Source organism: Megasphaera massiliensis (assembly GCF_000455225.1).
Taxonomy (GTDB): Bacteria; Bacillota; Negativicutes; order Veillonellales; family Megasphaeraceae; genus Megasphaera; species Megasphaera massiliensis.
This window is the reverse complement of sequence record NZ_HF954537.1, coordinates 147569-164557: the sequence shown is the minus strand read 5'-3', so window position 1 is coordinate 164557 and position 16989 is coordinate 147569. Positions and strand designations below refer to the sequence as shown.

Annotated in this window: 13 protein-coding genes and 1 tRNA gene; 2 read left to right on the top strand and 12 right to left on the bottom strand. The window is 50.1% G+C overall.

What is annotated here, in order from left to right:
* Positions 1 to 68: 68 nt before the first annotated feature.
* Entirely contained in the window at positions 69 to 1304 is a 1236-nt protein-coding gene (locus tag TX77_RS04225) for a YkvI family membrane protein (RefSeq protein WP_044503585.1), read from the top strand.
* A gap of 104 nt (positions 1305 to 1408) precedes the next feature.
* On the opposite strand, the gene TX77_RS04220 is transcribed toward TX77_RS04225, so the two are convergent.
* The 7 genes from TX77_RS04220 to TX77_RS04190 all read right to left on the bottom strand — a co-directional run bounded on the left by TX77_RS04220 (position 1409) and on the right by TX77_RS04190 (position 8655).
* Positions 1409 to 2515, bottom strand: coding sequence for an NADH-dependent flavin oxidoreductase (locus tag TX77_RS04220; RefSeq protein ID WP_044503584.1), 1107 nt, complete (start codon positions 2513 to 2515; stop codon positions 1409 to 1411).
* A gap of 271 nt (positions 2516 to 2786) precedes the next feature.
* A complete protein-coding gene (locus TX77_RS04215) occupies positions 2787 to 3590 on the bottom strand; it encodes a carbon-nitrogen hydrolase family protein (protein ID WP_044503583.1) in 804 nt (267 codons plus the stop codon).
* A 21-nt stretch (positions 3591 to 3611) separates the two neighbouring features.
* A complete protein-coding gene (locus TX77_RS04210) occupies positions 3612 to 4775 on the bottom strand; it encodes a pyridoxal phosphate-dependent aminotransferase (protein ID WP_044503582.1) in 1164 nt (387 codons plus the stop codon).
* A gap of 21 nt (positions 4776 to 4796) precedes the next feature.
* Complete coding sequence (locus tag TX77_RS04205; RefSeq protein WP_044503581.1) at positions 4797 to 5411, bottom strand: 4-carboxy-4-hydroxy-2-oxoadipate aldolase/oxaloacetate decarboxylase; 615 nt, start codon at positions 5409 to 5411, stop codon at positions 4797 to 4799.
* 15 nt (positions 5412 to 5426) lie between these two features.
* Positions 5427 to 6098, bottom strand: a complete 672-nt coding sequence (locus TX77_RS04200; protein ID WP_044503580.1) for an RraA family protein — start codon at positions 6096 to 6098, stop codon at positions 5427 to 5429.
* On the bottom strand, positions 6088 to 7497 hold the full coding sequence (locus TX77_RS04195; RefSeq protein WP_044503579.1) for an amino acid permease: 1410 nt from the start codon (positions 7495 to 7497) through the stop codon (positions 6088 to 6090). The genes TX77_RS04200 and TX77_RS04195 overlap by 11 nt, the downstream gene beginning before the upstream one ends.
* Positions 7498 to 7509: 12 nt before the next feature.
* Positions 7510 to 8655, bottom strand: coding sequence for a 2-methylaconitate cis-trans isomerase PrpF family protein (locus tag TX77_RS04190; protein WP_268257938.1), 1146 nt, complete (start codon positions 8653 to 8655; stop codon positions 7510 to 7512).
* 160 nt (positions 8656 to 8815) lie between these two features.
* Between TX77_RS04190 and TX77_RS04185 the strand changes: the two genes are divergently transcribed.
* Positions 8816 to 9712: a LysR family transcriptional regulator gene (locus TX77_RS04185; protein ID WP_044503577.1), complete on the top strand. Its 897-nt coding sequence runs from the start codon at positions 8816 to 8818 to the stop codon at positions 9710 to 9712.
* Between the two features lie 108 nt (positions 9713 to 9820).
* Here the strand turns inward: TX77_RS04185 and TX77_RS04180 are convergent, their stop codons facing one another.
* The 5 genes from TX77_RS04180 to TX77_RS04160 form a co-directional block, all read right to left on the bottom strand.
* Entirely contained in the window at positions 9821 to 13360 is a 3540-nt protein-coding gene (locus TX77_RS04180) for an autotransporter outer membrane beta-barrel domain-containing protein (protein ID WP_044503576.1), read from the bottom strand.
* A gap of 490 nt (positions 13361 to 13850) precedes the next feature.
* Positions 13851 to 14600, bottom strand: a complete 750-nt coding sequence (locus TX77_RS04175) for an alpha/beta hydrolase-fold protein (RefSeq protein WP_044503575.1) — start codon at positions 14598 to 14600, stop codon at positions 13851 to 13853.
* Positions 14563 to 15285: an epoxyqueuosine reductase QueH gene (locus TX77_RS04170; RefSeq protein ID WP_044503574.1), complete on the bottom strand. Its 723-nt coding sequence runs from the start codon at positions 15283 to 15285 to the stop codon at positions 14563 to 14565. Before TX77_RS04170 ends, TX77_RS04175 begins: the two co-directional genes overlap by 38 nt.
* A 108-nt stretch (positions 15286 to 15393) precedes the next feature.
* A tRNA-Ala gene (locus tag TX77_RS04165) sits at positions 15394 to 15469 on the bottom strand.
* Between the two features lie 75 nt (positions 15470 to 15544).
* Entirely contained in the window at positions 15545 to 16921 is a 1377-nt protein-coding gene (locus TX77_RS04160) for an ATP-binding protein (protein WP_044503573.1), read from the bottom strand.
* Positions 16922 to 16989: the final 68 nt, after the last annotated feature.

Genomic DNA, 16989 nt, shown 5'->3' with positions numbered 1-16989 from the left:
AAATACCTTTGCAGAGAGACGAAAGGCGTTTTCGTTTCTCTCCCTGTCCATCAAAGGAGGAAACTATTATGGCCAATATTTCATCGATTAAAACGGCATCCCTCAGTATGTGCTTTTCCGTCGGCGCCGTCCTGTTCAGCTCTCACGCCGGCGGCGGTTTTGCCACAGGCAATCAGGAAAACGTCTACTTCGTCAGCCTGGGCTGGCTCGGCCCCATTACGGCGATCATCACCATGCTGCTCTTTACCCTGACCATCAAAGAAGCCATGAACATGTACAATTCGCGGCACCTCACCAGTTACCGCCAGTTATTCCAGAACTTATACCGCCCCTTTACGGGCATCGAATACTTCTTTGAAGCCTTCTTCTATATCATGGTCTTAATGGCCGTATCGGCTACGATTTCCGGTGCCGCTTCCGCCATCAATGCCCAAACCGGCCTCAACTACTACGCCGGTATCGGCGTCGTCGGCATCATCATCTTCTTCTTGACGATCTTCGGTGCCGGCCTGGTCCGCCGAGCAACGACGTACATGGGCATGGCCATCCTGGCCATGGTCGCCATCATTTTCTCGGTCGGCATCTATACGGCAGGTTCCGTTGAAGGAACCCAGGCCTTTACAGCCGTCATGGCCCAGGACTTTTCCGCCAACGGTTTCATCAACGTCCCGACAGCCATTCTCCACGCCTTCACCTATGCCGGTTTCCAGTGCGTCGTCATCCCGACCATGATCGTCGTCGGTACGCCCTTAGTCACCCGTAAGAACTGCGCCACGTCGATGTGGATTTCCTTCGCCATGAACGCCGCTGCCCTGACCTTAGCCGTCGTCATGCTCTTAGGCTGGTCCGGCTTCTACGGTAAATCGACGCTGCCGACGCTGACCAGCAGCCAGGCCATGGGATTACCGTGGCTGACCATCGTCTACAGTGCCTTCCTGATGCTGTGCCTCATTTCTACCGGCGTCACGACGGTCTTCGGCTTCACGGCTCGTTTTTCGGAAATTGATATCTTGAAAAAAATCAGCTCCCGCTCGGTCATCCGCGCTGCCATGGTCACGGCCTTCATCATCATCGCCTCGATGACCGTTTCCATTGCCGGCCTGACCAATATCATTAAATACGGTTACGGCTACTGCGGATACGCTGCCATCGCCATCATCATCGTCCCCTTCCTGACCATTGGCCGCTATAAAAATAAGCGCTACGCCAATGATGCCGCATACCGGGCTCGCATCGACAGCATGAACGAAAATCCCCAGGCTGCCCAGGCTTTCAAACCGACGGCCGAAGCTGCCGGCCATTAATTGAGATAACTCAAGGTATCGCCAAAAGACACGTCCGCTCACAGACAGACAAAATGCCTTGCATCTACGAGGGTGCAAGGCATTTTTATCGCTTATGATATTTTTTATTCGACTAAGCGGTCAGGCACTTTCAGTTTCATGAAACCGTATGTGCCATTGGCAATCATCAGCAAGTCCCGGTCCTGTACGTTGAGTTTCTGACGGATTTCAGCATCCCGATTCGCCAAGATTTTGGCACTCCAATTGGGATCGATGAGGGACGAGCAGCCGGCAGCGACGATTTCCGAATGGGCCAGTGCCGCTTCTACGTCGGCACGAGTGCGGACGTCACCGACGGAAATGAGGGGCATGCGGCCGCCAATGGCGTCGTGGACATAGGCCAGCATCGATTTTTCCTGGTATTCCGGAAGTTTGGTCTTACGGTCATAACGGGTCAGGGAAATATGGAGATAATCCAATTTCTTATCGGCCAGTTTATCGACGAGCCACAAAGTTTCCTTCAAATTGAAGCCCGGATCCGTTTCTTCCCGCGGCGAAAAACGGTAGCCGATGATGAAGTTGGGAACGTTCATGGCATCGACGGTTTCAATGATGCCATCGACAACGCGTTCAATGAAGGTATAGCGCTTTTCCAGGCTTCCACCCCATTTGTCGGTGCGGCGGTTGGAATGGGGTGAAAAGAACTGGTGCAGCAAGTAGTGGTTGGCACCGTGGATTTCTACGCCGTCAAACCCGGCTTTGACAGCTCGAACGGCAGCCTTTTTAAAGTTTTCGATGATTTCTTCGATTTCGTCATCCCGCAGTTCCCGCGGCGTTTCGGCACCTTTCTTGGCAGCAGCGACGGCGCTGGGGGCTACAGGCTGTTCGCCTTCGATGGTCTTGCTGTCGGTCATGCGGCCGGCATGGAAGATCTGAAGGATAGCCCGGGTCCCGTCCCGTTTTATCGTCGAAGCCAATTTGCTGAGATTGGGAATGAATGCATCGTCATGGACGCTCAATTCCCCGGTCCACCCCTTGCCGTTCGGCTGGATATAGGCTACGCCCGTAACAAACATGCCGACAGCACCGGTGCGCATGCCGTAATAGGCGATTTCGTCACCTGTGACCGTGCCGTCATAATAACTCATGCGCGTCGTCATGGGCGGAATGGCCAAGCGGTTCTTTACCGTAAGGCCTCGTTTGAAGGTAAGGGTATCCGTTAAGTTAGTCACTGTCTTCACCTCTCTTGAAAGATTATGTCAGTATACGTTTAATAGAGGCACGCCATCATGCCGGCATTTCGTGCTCAGTCCCGGTCGGACGCGCTTAAATTCGACGATTCCCGTCGGAATTGAATGTAGCCGTAATAACAGTGCCTGCATCGTACCATCTAGCGTGGTTTGTTTTATCATACCCCAGGCCTTCCAACCCGTCAAGAGACGTCATCAAAAGAAGAAGGAGCTGCCCCTTGAGGATCTTTTCCTCAGGCACAGCTCCAGTTTCTTATAATTCAAATACGTCTCTGCGGCGCAGGGGCAAGTATTGTTTTTCATCCCGCAGTTGGCGGGCCTTTTCGTAATCCAAATCAGCCAACAGGAGTTCTTCACCGGCTCCTGCCAAGGCCGCGACAGATCCGTCCGGTCCGGCAACGATGGTCTGACCACAGAAATCCATGACGCCTTCTTGACCGGTACGGTTGACCATGACGGCATAGAAACTGTTCTGGAAAGCAGGGATCCGAATTTCCCATTGGAATACATCCAGCGGTTCTGTCGTTTCATTGGCCACAGCCGTAATGACCAGATCCGCCCCTTTCAGCGCCAGCGTCCGGAAGCTTTCCGGATAATGACGGTCAAAGCAGACGATAAGGCCGATATTGCCGGCTGATGTCGGCACGACGACGAAACCGTCATCGCCGGGCGAGAAGTAATCCTGCTCATAGAAATGGTGGGCCCGGACAATATGGTTCTTGCGGACAATGGCTTTGATTTCCCCATTTTCATCGATGACCATCATCGTCGGATAAATCTTTCCGTCCCAAGTCAATACCAGTGAAAAGACGCCGATGATGCCTTCTTCCCGGCAGGCACGGCACAGTCCTTCGATATGCGGATCATCCAACGGAAGGGCGATATTGTCCTTAGAAAGACCGGCATACTGCGGTATATATTCCATCAGCTGCCCTTCCGGAAAGCAGACCAGCTGTGCGCCGGATTCTTTCGCCTTATGAAGATAGGTCAGGGCCTTCTGATAATTTTCTTCTAAATTTTTTCCCAACCGGAGCTGGGCACAAGCAATGCGTACCATGAGTTACCTTCCTCTCCTTCTTTATTGCAAGATACGCTGCAGGCGGCGAACCGTTTCCTGCAGGACTTCCATAGAAGCCGCAAAAGGCATGCGGATACAATTTTCAGCACCTCGGCCAAAGGCATCCCCCGGCGCTGCAGCAACCCGGCCCTCGGTAAGGAGGTATTCACTTAAGGCCAGGGAATCCATGCCGCGGTAATCAATCCGTGGTAAGACATAGAAGGCACCTTGAGGAGCCCGGCAGGTGACGCAGGGGATTTCATTCAGGGCCTGTACAAAATATCGACACCGTTCATCATATTCCCGGCACATGCGGCTGACGTCGGCTTCACAATCGAGGGCCGTAAGAGCTGCACTCTGCACGAAGGATGTCGCACAGTTGAGAATATGCTGCTGGACTTTCGCCATTTGCCGAAGCAGATCCGGATCGGCAGCGACGTAGCCCAGACGCCAGCCGGCCATGGCATAGGCTTTTGAAAAACCGTTGAGCGTAATGACCCGGCCCTTCAATTCGGGCAGGCTGGCCGGACTGATATGCTTGAACCCGGAAAAAATGATTCGTTCATAGATTTCGTCGGAAAAGATGAGCAAATCCCGCTCACAAGCCACTTCGGCAATGGCCTTCAGTTCATCAGCCTGGCAGACGCGGCCCGTCGGATTATTGGGCGAGCATAAAATAATGGCCTTCGTCTGCGGCGTAATGAATCGCTCAATCTCACTCTTGCGAATCTGATAGTTATCCTCATAAGACAAAGGGATGCCGATAGCTTTGGCCCCCGTCAATTCAATAATGGGCTTATAGGATACATAGGCCGGTTCAAAATACAGGGCTTCATCACCGGCCTGGAGGCAGGTAAAAAGGCCGATGAAAAGCGCTAATTTCGTACTGGCCGTCACTAAAATCCCTTCCGGAACGGCATCGATGTGATTTTCGACCTGCAGTTTCTGTGCCAGTTTCCGGCGCAGTTCCGGCAGGCCCTGACTCTGGATATAAGAGGTGAATCCGGCCTTCATATCTGTATAGGCCCGTTCGATAATCGGTGACGGCGTCTTAAAATCCGGTTCACCACCGGCCAGGTTAATGATATCCTGGCCTTCTTCTTTCATCTGTTTTGCCAAACTCATGAGCCGCACCGTTGCAGACGGCTGCAGCTCCTTTACCCGTTGGCTGATAAAATCACGCATGACTGATCCCTCCTGTTTCAATTACTGCCACTTCTTGGCAAAGCCCATCAAATCGGCCGTCGTTTGGCCTTGCTGCAACAGAACTTTCAATTCGTCTTCTTTGGCTTTCTTAGCTTGTGATTTTTCAAGAACTTCTGCTGCTTTTTCCTTGGGAATGACGACGACACCGTCGGCATCGCCGATGACGATGTCACCGGGATGAACGATTCGTCCTCCGCATTCAATGACAGCATTGATGGTACCGCATGTTTCTTTCAGCGTCCCGTTCGGGCAGACGCCTCGGGCAAAGACGGGATAGTTCATGTCGATGATATCCCGCTTATCCCGGCAGGCCCCGTCGATGACGACGCCGGCGATTCCCTTGGCCCGGCAGGATGTCGCAAAGAGTTCCCCAAAGACACCGGCCTGGAGATATCCCCCGCACTGAATGACCAAGACGACGCCCGGCTTGGCTTCGGCAATAGCCCGGTGAATCGTCAGGTTGTCGCCGGGCACGCAGGTCACGGTCATGGCATAACCGGTCATTTCAAAATGATAGTCCAACGGTTTTATAGCCTCATCCATACTCCCTTCCCGGCCGTTCATATCACAAATGTTCCCTGTCGGGATACCTTTAAAAGCACTGGCAATATCCATATCGATTCCCCTCTCTTACTGTTCTTCGTGTGTCTGCAAATGATGATAGCCCATCTGTGCCCGAGCTTCTTTCAAGGTCTTACCGCTCTTGACCAGGGCTACAATCTTTTGTTCCGTCTCTTCAATGGATCGGGCGATTTTCAGCGTCGTTTCTACGGCCTGCAAGGGAATGCAGACGGCACCGTTTTCATCGGCTACGATCAAATCTCCGGGGCAAACCTTGACCGACGAAATAGAAACAGGTTCGTTAATCGAAGAAACTTCAACGCGGTCCTTGCCGGTCATCATGTAATTGCCTTTTGTAAAGATCGGATATTTTAACGCTTGAATCGTCTTAACGTCCCGGCATACGCCGTCGATGACCGTACCGGCCACGCCTTTCCATTCAGCGACCTGGGACATGATATCCCCCCAGACCGTGCAGTACTGTCTGCCTTCATTGGCAATGACGACGACATGGCCCGTCGGCACATCGTCGAGGAAATCGCCTACAGTCCCCTTAGTTTGACCGCAGGGAATATACTGTACGGTAAAAGCCTGGCCGCAAAGACGCGTTCCCGGGACGACGGCTTTGATGCCCAAAAGGCCACCGTCAATACCCTGCTTATCAAGAGCATCGGTCAGAGAAGACGTATCCAATTCTTTAAAAGCTTCTACGATTGATGTATCTAATTCTTTATAGTTCATTTTGACTGCATCCTTTCTGTGATTCCATAAAAGTTACCGGTTTATTCATACCTGTAAAAAAATAAATGACCGTGAGAGCAGCATACAATACCAGGGCCACGCAAAAACCGATACGAGTCGACTCCCCATAGGCGATAACCACCAGGGAAACGGCGATAAAAGCGGCGGCAATCCACGTCGTCAAGGGGTAAAAAGGCAGGCGGAAACGGCTTTCCTTTATTTTCCCGGCGGCCAACAGCCGACGATAACGGTGGTGTGAAACCAAGATGATCATATAGGTCACCATGATGGACGTCGAACCGGCTCCAACCATTGCATTGAAGACATCCTTCGGCACGAAAAGGCTTAAGATAACGCCGGCAAAGAGGGAAATGGCAATGACGATGACACAGCGGTACGGAATGCCGTTGCCATTTATCTTCCGGAGATACTGCGGCGCCTGATGCTGTTCCGACAAGTTAAACACCATTCGCGTCCCGGCAAAGAGATTACTGTTAAACGAAGACAAGGCCGACGTCAGTACGACGAAGTTCATGATTCCGGCTGCTTCTTGAATGCCTGCGTAGTGGAAAACTTGGACAAAGGGACTGCCGAAATTCCCGCCTACCTGATCCCAGGGGAAGATACACATGACGACAAATAACGAGCCGACATAGAAAATGAGGATTCTCAAAAAGATATTGTTAATGGCTTTCGCCAGCGTTTTTTCAGGATTCTGTACTTCACCGGCCGTATTGCCGATCATTTCCGAACCGCCGTACGCATAGATACAAAACGGCAGGGCCATCAAAAAGCCAGAGGCGCCTTTCGGGAAGAAACCTCCCGTATCCCATAAATGAGAGATCCCGACAGGTTCCGAAAATTGCCCGATACCGACAAAAATAATGAGTCCGCCAAAGAAAATCATGCCGACAATGGCAATAATCTTAATCATGGCAAACCAAAATTCCAATTCCCCAAAATGGCGGACGGCCATGAAATTCATCCCGACGATCAGGGCAAAGGCCAGAAACGACCATAACAATCGCGGCGTATCCGGAAGCCAAAACTGCATGAATATCGGTGCTGCAATGATTTCTGCCGTGCAGACAGCCCAAATCATGTACAAATAATTCCACGAAGCCATAAAGCCGGCCCAAGGACCGATATAGTCCCTGGCATGGCGGGCAAAGGACCCGGAAACCGGATTATGTACGGACAACTCGCCTAAAGCCCTCATGACAATAAAGACAATCAAGCCGCAAACCATATATCCCAGGATAATCGACGGCCCTGTCAGCTGGATGGCCGGGGAAGACCCCAGGAACAGGCCGACACCAATAGCTGTGCCAATGGCCATCAACTGAATATGCCGTTCTTTTAAACCACGCTGCAGACCTTCTTTCGTTTTTTCAGCCATAATATAACCTCCTTATACCCGACCGAGCTGAGACTGACGTACGTACACATAGCCGTCCATGATGAGCCGGGCAGTCCGGTACATAGCCGCTTTGCGAACGATAATAGAATCTTTTTCAATATCGACAATCGATTCTGCCGGAATGATTCCTGCCGGATGACCGATACGGATGTCCAGGTTCTGCTTCGTCTCCGGTCGGACGACCGGACTGACGACAGTGCCGGGAAGTTTTGCCGCAATGGCCAAGGTAACCGTTGACGTAACAGGATAACTCTTGTGGACTTGCTGCATGAACAGCAGGCGGCTGACAATATCGACATCCTGTCCGTCTACGTGCTTGCCGTCAAAGGTCTGATACGACGCCGGCGGACTGACCAGTGCAATAAAGGGAACGTATCCCGATTCTTGTACGGAAGACTGCCAATGCTTCACCATTCCGATTTTTTCAGCTGCTTTTCCTCGAATTTCTTCCAACAAGTCCATGACTTCCTTATTGGCTTCGAGCATTTTAGGCGTTTCCAGACCGGTCAGATTGAGTTCAGCGGCTTGGATAAAGACCAAGGGATTGCCGACATCAAAGATGGAAACGCGATAATTCCGACCGCGGGCTTCAATGACATCGGATAAATTTCCGGTAGGCAGCATCTTTCCCGTAAAGGCTCCCTGCCCGTCTTTCCAGTCTAAGGTGATGCGGGCCCCGGACCCCGGCACGCCGTCAATATGAAGCTCTCCGTCGACGACGGCTTCGCCTTCAGAAACGGGTATTTCCGCGGTGACGATATTGTCAGAATTCGTCAAGTGGATCCGAACGGTTGTCACCGGTTCCGTTACCGGAACCAATCCGTGATGGATGGCAAACGGGCCGACAGCAGCTGCGATATTGCCGCAGTTCCCCTTGCGGTTGACACTGGCTTCGTCGAGTGCCACCTGAGCAAAGGTATAATCTACATCCGCATCAGGCCGTGACGGCGGACCGATGATGGCACATTTGCTGGTCAGTAGGTCACCCCCTCCCAGCCCGTCTATTTGACGGATATCCGGTGTCCCGAAAATCTGTAAGATGACCTTATCCTGCTGATCCCGATCCGACGGCAAATCGTGAGCCATAAGAAAAATTCCTTTACTCGTGCCGCCGCGCATAATACTACAGCGGATCATGTTCATTCCCGGATACATTCAATCAACTCCTTTCAACTATTCCTATTGGTTAATCTCATTATATACGCTAGTCATTCATTTGAATAATGAATGATTTAGCATTATAATATAGATAACTTAGATATTTTATGATATATATCCGCCGTAAGAAGGGATCATTATGAACATCACTGCCATCCGCGTCTTCTTGGAAATCGTCAAGACACACAGTCTTTCGAAAGCAGCGGAAAACCTCTACTTATCACAGTCGACGGTCAGTCATCATTTAAAAACCATGGAAGCCGAACTGAACAGTCAGCTCATTATCCGCCATCAGGGCCAACGGACGATCCACCTGACTCCCAAAGGCGAAAATTTTCTTCCCCTGGCAGAGCGTTGGCTCTCCTTATTTAAGGATACACAGGCGCTTCAAGACATGCGGCCGCACAGCACCTTATCCCTGGGCTGTACAGACAGTCTCAATACCTACGTCTTTCCGGAGCTGTACCAAAATCTCCTCTCCCATGAAGAGACCCTTGACTTAGACATCCGAACCCAGCATTCACAGGAGATCTACAATCTCCTCTTAAATCATGAAATCGACACGGGCTTCGTCATTACCTCCTTCGCTTACAAAAATGTCGTGACCCGAATCTTATTCACCGAACCGATGGTCTTATTGTGCCAAAAAGACATGCCGTTTCCTTCTGCTTCGATTCATCCCCAGGATTTAGACGTAAAAAAAGAAATCTTCATCGACTGGAGCCCTGAATTTCGAGCCTGGCATGATTTCTGGTTCAATACCGTCACCAGTCCGCGCATCAAGTTCAATAATCCGTCATTGAGCCACTATTTTCTAAAAAATAACTACTGGTCTATATTCCCGATCTCCATGGCCCGTTTACTGCTGAAAGAAATGGATTTGGCCGTCTATCCACTGACCTCACCGCCGCCAGATAGGACCATTTATCAAATCACCCATAAGGAGCCCCTTTCCAATCACATTCCCGTACTCACGACATTTCAAAAATACGTCACCTACTTCCAGGAAACGACGACGCTATTTCAAAAACTCTAAAAGGAATGCCCCTCCGCTGTCGCTGGGCCGGCCAACCAAAAACACCCGATATCAAAGGAATCCCTCTGATATCGGGTGTTGTCATGTATTCCGTTTTTGCGGTGCCCCTTAATGGAAGCGCCAGGTCATGCCGGCGTTGAGTTCCCATTCATTGTCGTAGGAGCCGTTGAAGTTCCGTTCGAATTCGAGCCACAGGCTGCGGTCGTTGCTGAGTTCGGCCGTAATGCCGGCGCCGATGTCGTACCACGTATCGTGATGGGTCTTATCGAAGCGCAGGCGTTCCAAGCCGTCCATAGAGGTCAGGTTGAAGGTGCGGTTCCCGGCAAATTCATGGAGGATGTCGGCCTTGAAGTACCAAGCCTTGTTGGCGTCGATGTCACGGCCGAGGCGGAATCCCAGGCGGCCGATGAAGCTGTGGACGCTGTCGAAGTCCTGATGAATACCGTCGCTGGTCCGGAAGTTGGTCCCGTTGATGTGAGTATATTGAAGCTGGCTCTGGGGCTCGATGTACCACGAATCGCGCAATTCTTTCTTGCGGCCCCATTCGACGCTGGCCTGTTGGTACCAGGACCCGAAGGAGCTCTTCGAGGCTTCGCCGTCGAAAAGTCTCGTCGTCCCTTCGCCGTTAATCTTTCCAATGCGGCCGACGACGTCGAGATAATGGCCCTTCTGACCGAGCCAGGTCTGATAGAAGCTGCCCGTGTAGCCCTTGTACTTGCCCTGCCCTTCGGTAAAGGAGGTTTGGCTGCGAAGGTAGCTGAAGGAAAGACCCTGACGAAGGGTACTTCCATCCTCTCTCTGATCTACGCCGTCGAAGCCCAGTTCAAAGCGGTTGCTGTGACCATCATAGCTGTCACGGCCGAGGTGGCGATAGGTCAAACGGGCCCACATGCCCGAATCTTCCCCATCAGTATAACGAGCTTCGCCGAGTCGTTTATTGAGGGTATCCATATTCGTCGCCAAGTCGAAGAGGGCTCGATTCTGTACGTCGGCGGCCGGAACGACGTTGCTTTCGACCCTATCGACAGCCGTGAAGTACCAGTCCGTCGTATCATTCGTTGTTTCGTGGGTGAGGCCGATAACGGGCTCATAAAGATGACCTTTATGGGTGATGCGCCCCTGAATGGAACTGGTGAGGACGGCGTCGCTGTTATTCAACGTCGCTACATACAAACGATCATTAACCCCCATCTTATCGAGGTTCATGGCCGACGAATCAGCAACGACATTCTGCGTTCCCGTGGCACTGTCGGTCACGGTTACATAATCGCTGTTGGCCGTAGCATTCTTAGCCCCCTGATTGGACAGCCAGTCCAAATCCATGGCCAGTGTGCCCGTGCCGGAGAGGGTATTGACGGTTAACTGCTGACCGGTCCGGCTGCTGTCTCTCATATTGACGGTGCCGTTATTGGTAAGGTTAGTCAGGGAGCTGTCGCCGGTCACATTCCAAACGGTTCCCGTCCCAAGATTCAAGTCCAGCGTTCCCGTGCTTTCATCGGTGCCGTCTGCGGCTCGATTGCGATAAGAGGAACGAGAAAGGGCCGCGCTGTCAGACACGGTCGTCGTCCCGGTCAGGTACGAGCCGACCTTATTCAAGTCGAGAGAAATAGTACCATCATCGGCCACGATATTGCCTTTAATGTATTTAGCCGCATCCTCTGCGGTCGCCTCGATGACGCCGCCGTCGACAGCATGTAAAGCCGTGCCGCTACTGCGAATCGTCAAAGGTCCATTGAAAGTGATGGTACCGCCATTTTGAGCAACGGCGCCATCAGCGCCATTCAAGGCGGCTTCTCTACCGACGATGATATTACTGCCGTCAGCCATAAGTCCTGTCACAGTGCTATTAACGGTCAAGGGCCCGTTAAAGAGGAGAGTTCCGCCATATTCAGCGATAGCTCCGTCGGCTGCAGTAAGGACAGCTGCCCCGTCGATAGTGATTCTTCCTTCATCGGCCGTAAGCCCCGTTGCCGTGCTGGTGATCGTCAAAGGACCCTTAAAGAGAACCGCTCCGCCATTTTTAGCAATGACTCCGTCTAAGCCATTCAGGACAGCTTCACCTTCGACAGTAATACTACTATTATCTCTGTAAGCTACAAGGCCGGTATCCGTACTGCGTACGGTCAAAGGCCTTTTAAAGAGAAGGCTTCCGCCGTTTTGAGCAATAGCTCCGTCGACGGCCTCCACATCAGCAGCCCCGTCAAGCGTAATCGTACCCTCATCGGCATTAAGTCCTACGTCACTACTCGTAAGCTTCAGAGATGGGCCGGTAAAGGAAATCGTTCCTCCATCGATAACTACGGCGCCATCTCCCGTATCCATGTCAACCTTTCCTCCGAGGGTAATTTTACCGCCATTATTAGCATATACCCCAACAGCCCCGTTATTAGAGATAGTCAGCGTCCCTTCGGTAGCCTTAGCCGTAATCACAGCCTTTTCGCCATCGGCATACAGATTGGCAATTTTCGGATTTCTATCATCTGCTCCGGTCGTCGAAAGAGTCATATCGTTGCCGGCTTTCAAATTCACCGTGCCCTTGGCATGAACGACAGGTGCGGCTACACCGATATCTAAGATCATATCGTTACCGGCCGTGATATTCGCCGTACTGCGCTCATCGGTATCAATCAGACTGACAGATTGTCCGGCCTTGGTACTGACGGAAATATCATTTCCGGCTCCTACCGTGACAGACGCCCCCTCCTTAAGGTCAAACATGTTTACCGACGGAACATCTTTCAGAATAATATCATGTCCGGACTTGATAGAGGCCTTGCTTCCAGATTCTAAAACATGAACAGGGTTCGCATTTTCCTTCTGATTATTATAGATAATATCGTTCCCGGCCACCAAATTGACTTCTGCTTTATTCTTACCAAATACAACACGATTCACACCTTTATTATTGAAGTGGATATCATTATCGGCAGATAGGCTCACTTGACTCTGATTCTCCGCGTGAATCATCTGATTCGTACCATACTTTGGATTCTGACCATACTCCTGATTCAATATCACATCGTGATTAGCATGTATATTCGCCGTTCCCGCCTTTTTAAGCTCTATTATAAAACTCATGCTGCCATTGTTTACAACGAAATCCTTCCCTGCCGATAGAGAAAGAACACTCCCTTTATCTCGAATAAAAAGCGGGGAATACTCATTATTATTTTCAACCTTATTAAATTCAATATTGTTTTTCGCATCAAGAGAAATTTTCTGTCCCACCCCCGTAGAATAGATAGAAGAAACCTTATGGAAGTTACTAACTATATTGTCGGCATTGGTAATCGTAACTTTATTATCATTTCCGCCAGAAAAATTAATAAAATTGCCATATTCTCCTGCAGTAAGCGTATGTCCATCCATATCAAGGGTAAAGGACTTATGGTCTTGACGACTCGCACCAATAATCGGCCAACTGTCGCTATTATCGTTGTTATGGATTTCCACATCACTTGCAGCCCGGACTATTTCTTCAGCCTTATCCACCGTAACCCCATAGCGCCAAGGAGGAAGGGTATATTCACCCGATATCTCCTCTCCCCCCGTCCAAAGGGAGGTACTGGCATAGGAACCGGCCACGGGCATGGCCAGCAGCATGGTCAAAATACAAGCGCGTAATACATTCCGTTTCTCCGTTTTCATCGTATCCTCTCCAAACATAAAAAATCCGAAAATCATTCATTTTATTCAAGTATAAATTACTTTTGGTCATTTATCTATATACTTATGTAATAGAACAGTCATTTATCTGTATAATATGTGTAAGTTTTATGTTTATACGATCAATTTATCGATAAGTTGCTGTGATATATGTATTTTTTTGAACGAAAAAATCCCCGATATCAAGATATTCCGCCTGATATCGGGGATAATAGTTTATGTATTCAATTGTTTCCCTTATTTCCCTTAATGGAAGCGCCAACTGAAACCACAAGCTCCCGTCGTGGCTACGTTCCGTCGTAGGACCGGCATCGACGATCATGACCTTTATTGTAATTTTCAAAAAAAATCCCCGACAGCTATCGTTACTATCGGGAATCAGGTATTCACTTTTTGATTGTCTTTCACAGACAGAAAATTTAAAACGGTCGCCGTTCAGGGCACTCCATACCAAAATAAAAGGCCACGCACCTCATTTTCCTGCGCCTATTTTGGACAAGGTTGTCAAACACCAGGCAAAGGCTTTGGCACAGCGCTTATCCGTATGTTGGAAGTGATTGCCTTTATTCCATTCGAGCGCGGCTTCCAGTCCTCCGAGCGATTTCAGATACTCATAGTGGCTGCAGATGGAGTCTTTGACGGTGGCCATGACGGTATTACGGGTCCGCCATTCTCGATCGCCGAGGCTGAGGTAGACAGCCTTCGTCTTAGGTCGGTCCTGCCGGGCATAGTCCGACCAATGAGGGAACCAAACCGACGGCGACGCGGCAGCAATGGCTGAAAAGGCATCAGTCTGCCACGCCGTCCACAGTGCGAAGAGTCCGGCCAAGGAATAGCCGCCTAAGATGATAGGCAGCTCTTGAGGCAGTCCGTATTCTTCGATTGCCTTCGGGACGAGCTCTTTTTCGATAAAGGACAATGTTTCTCCTGCACCGTGCCCAAAGGCAGTATTGCCAAAGACCGGCGGCGCGTCCCAGGGGGACAATTCTTCATAAGGCTCAGCCACGGAAAAGGCCAGTAAGGAAAAAGGCACGTCCACGGCATCGACAAGGGCCTGCACTTCTTTGTCCAACGCCGCTTTATCCGGTTCGTCGACGGGCTGGATCAGCAGATACGACGGCGATGCCCCTTCATAGAGAACGCCGTCTCTGCCGGCAACGGAAAAGAAATGTTTCTCCACTGTCTCACCGCCCTTCTTTATCCGCCAAAAAGGCTTCGGCATCTTTGCGGACCTCTTCTAAATCGAGGCCTTGACTGCGGGCACCGAAGATACAGCCGCAGTAAGGCTGGCGATAGAGTCCGTAGGCTTCGGCCATCTTAGTCGAGGTCAGAAAGCCGTTGCCCTTCTTAAAGTCCGTAGGCAAGTAGGAAATCCCGTATGCTGCTTCAATCTCGCGGCCGACGTCATTGATGACCTGCGAATTTTTATGAGGGCTGACGGTCAAGGTCGTCGTGAAGTAATCGAAGTCGAGTTCCTTCATCTTTTCGGCAGCGGCCTTCATGCGCTGCTCAAAACAAACGCGGCAGCGGGCGCCGCCTTCCGGCTCGTCTTCCAGGCCTTTTACGGCTTCAAAATAAGATTTAGGCTCATATGGGGCGGCCAAGAAGTGAACGTCGTGGCCCGTTTTTTCATTATATTCGGCAATGAACTCTTTCTGCACCCATTCCCGCCGCTTATATTCCGCTTCGGGATGAATGTTGGGATTAAAAAAATAGACCGTCACGTCGGAAACCTCAACCAGGCGATCCAAGACGGCCGTACTGCAGGGACCGCAGCAGGAGTGGAGCAGAATCCGCGGCTTGACGCCGTCCTGCTGCCAGCGCTTGGCCATCTTCTGGTACACCGTATCGTAGTTGATCCGCTGGTTCGGATTCATACGGGATAAAATTTCATGATAATCGATCATCGTCTGTACTCACTTTCTGTCGCCTAAAAGACGGCGAAAAGGACGGCACGGACACCGTAAAAAAACACCCGCGCGGCTTCCCGGCTGCGTGGGTATGGTCTTTCAAATTGGTGGAGCATAGGGGGATCGAACCCCTGACCTCAAGATTGCGAACCTTGCGCTCTCCCAGCTGAGCTAATGCCCCAATACGTCCTTATTGTAACGCAAAAGTTCCTGAGGTACAAGAAAAAGTTGATCCCCGCCCCAAACTAGAACCACCTTATTCAAACAAATCATCTAAGCGATAGAGAACAACGTCCGGTCGGGGCGTAACTTGATAGCCGGAACGGGAAAAAAATCCGTATTGATAGCAGGCTAACCCCGTCTGCTGTACCTGTCGTATCTCCTCTTCTATCATGGCGTCCGTCAATGGAGACTGACGAAATTTCGCTTCATAAAAGATGTATCCTTTCCGGTCATGGGTTACGACATCGAATTCGCCATTACGATGTTCTTTCGGTAAATCATAATAGTAGCGGCCAATGGCATCGAATATTTCGGGCAGCTCTCCCCTTCTATTTTTTCGGATAAGGAATTGACGACAAATATCTTCAAAACAATGCGGAACAAGCTGTTCTTCAAAATCAGTGTCAATATATCGATCATAAAAGGCATCAGGCGACATAATACGCCGCTGTGAACTATATCGGAAAAGATATCGGTAATAGAAGCCAGCCATATTATCTGAAATATGATAGCTGGTTTTTTTCGCATTTTGAGCATCATTAATAGGAGCCGTCTTTTCCACCAGTTCCATCAAAATCAGTCGTTTCAATACCTCAGCCAGTACCGGGCTGCTGGAAATATGAGATTGGGACAAAATATCCTTATACCGCCGAAAACCTCGCGCTAAGGCTTCAAAGGCTTCATTAGCATTGACAAATTTCCCCAATTCTCCCAATAAATACATTTGAACCTCATTTTCTAACCGCGCACCCGGTACAACGAGAAGGCGAAGAATATTGTCACGAACGCTCGTAGTCTCATCGACAAGCCGGTTATAGTAAGGAATGCCGCCAAAAACACTGTACAAGCGAATCTTATCGACGGGAGAAAATGAAGGATAGAACTGCGCTGTTTCAAAATAGTCCATGGGATGCAAATGAATCGTCATGGTCAATCGGCCGTACAGTGGATTTTCTTCCAATAATAAGGATTTCATCGTGTCCACGAAGGAACCGCAAAGGATTAATTTTAACTGCGATTGGCCGTGATATTTGTCAATCATCGCCTGAATGATGCTGTCAAGGCCTTTTACGGTCTGACGTAAATAGGGATATTCATCCAAAACAAGTACACTCTTTTCCCGACAAGCCTGTTGAAAGAAAAAATCCAACAAAGCTTCAAAACTGTCAAAAGACAGCGGCGGATAGCCATATATTTCGGAAAACAAAGCCGATAAGCTCTCGGTATTATTCATCTCCGTCGTTCGCTTACACTGATAGTACAGTCCTTTTGTCTGACAGCCTTGCAAAAATTGTTTTATCAACTCACTTTTCCCTACGCGGCGTCTGCCATAAATAAGGACGACTTCTTGTTGATCTGAATGGTACATTTCCGCCAATTTCTCTAATTCATCCTGTCTGCCAATAAACATATTTTCTCCTTTACTCAGATTTATTTTAGTCATATTATTTTTAGTCGGAAATTTATGACTCATTCCTT

What these genes read in the sequence shown, in the direction of transcription:
- TX77_RS04225 (WP_044503585.1), top strand. Translation starts at nt 69, where the DNA reads ATGGCCAATATTTCATCGATTAAAACGGCATCCCTCAGTATGTGCTTT.
- TX77_RS04215 (WP_044503583.1), bottom strand. Translation starts at nt 3,590, where the DNA reads ATGGTACGCATTGCTTGTGCCCAGCTCCGGTTGGGAAAAAATTTAGAA.
- TX77_RS04210 (WP_044503582.1), bottom strand. Translation starts at nt 4,775, where the DNA reads ATGCGTGATTTTATCAGCCAACGGGTAAAGGAGCTGCAGCCGTCTGCA.
- TX77_RS04205 (WP_044503581.1), bottom strand. Translation starts at nt 5,411, where the DNA reads ATGGATATTGCCAGTGCTTTTAAAGGTATCCCGACAGGGAACATTTGT.
- TX77_RS04200 (WP_044503580.1), bottom strand. Translation starts at nt 6,098, where the DNA reads ATGAACTATAAAGAATTAGATACATCAATCGTAGAAGCTTTTAAAGAA.
- TX77_RS04195 (WP_044503579.1), bottom strand. Translation starts at nt 7,497, where the DNA reads ATGGCTGAAAAAACGAAAGAAGGTCTGCAGCGTGGTTTAAAAGAACGG.
- TX77_RS04190 (WP_268257938.1), bottom strand. Translation starts at nt 8,655, where the DNA reads ATGATCCGCTGTAGTATTATGCGCGGCGGCACGAGTAAAGGAATTTTT.
- TX77_RS04185 (WP_044503577.1), top strand. Translation starts at nt 8,816, where the DNA reads ATGAACATCACTGCCATCCGCGTCTTCTTGGAAATCGTCAAGACACAC.
- TX77_RS04180 (WP_044503576.1), bottom strand. Translation starts at nt 13,360, where the DNA reads ATGAAAACGGAGAAACGGAATGTATTACGCGCTTGTATTTTGACCATG.
- TX77_RS04175 (WP_044503575.1), bottom strand. Translation starts at nt 14,600, where the DNA reads ATGCCGAAGCCTTTTTGGCGGATAAAGAAGGGCGGTGAGACAGTGGAG.
- TX77_RS04170 (WP_044503574.1), bottom strand. Translation starts at nt 15,285, where the DNA reads ATGATCGATTATCATGAAATTTTATCCCGTATGAATCCGAACCAGCGG.
- TX77_RS04160 (WP_044503573.1), bottom strand. Translation starts at nt 16,921, where the DNA reads ATGTTTATTGGCAGACAGGATGAATTAGAGAAATTGGCGGAAATGTAC.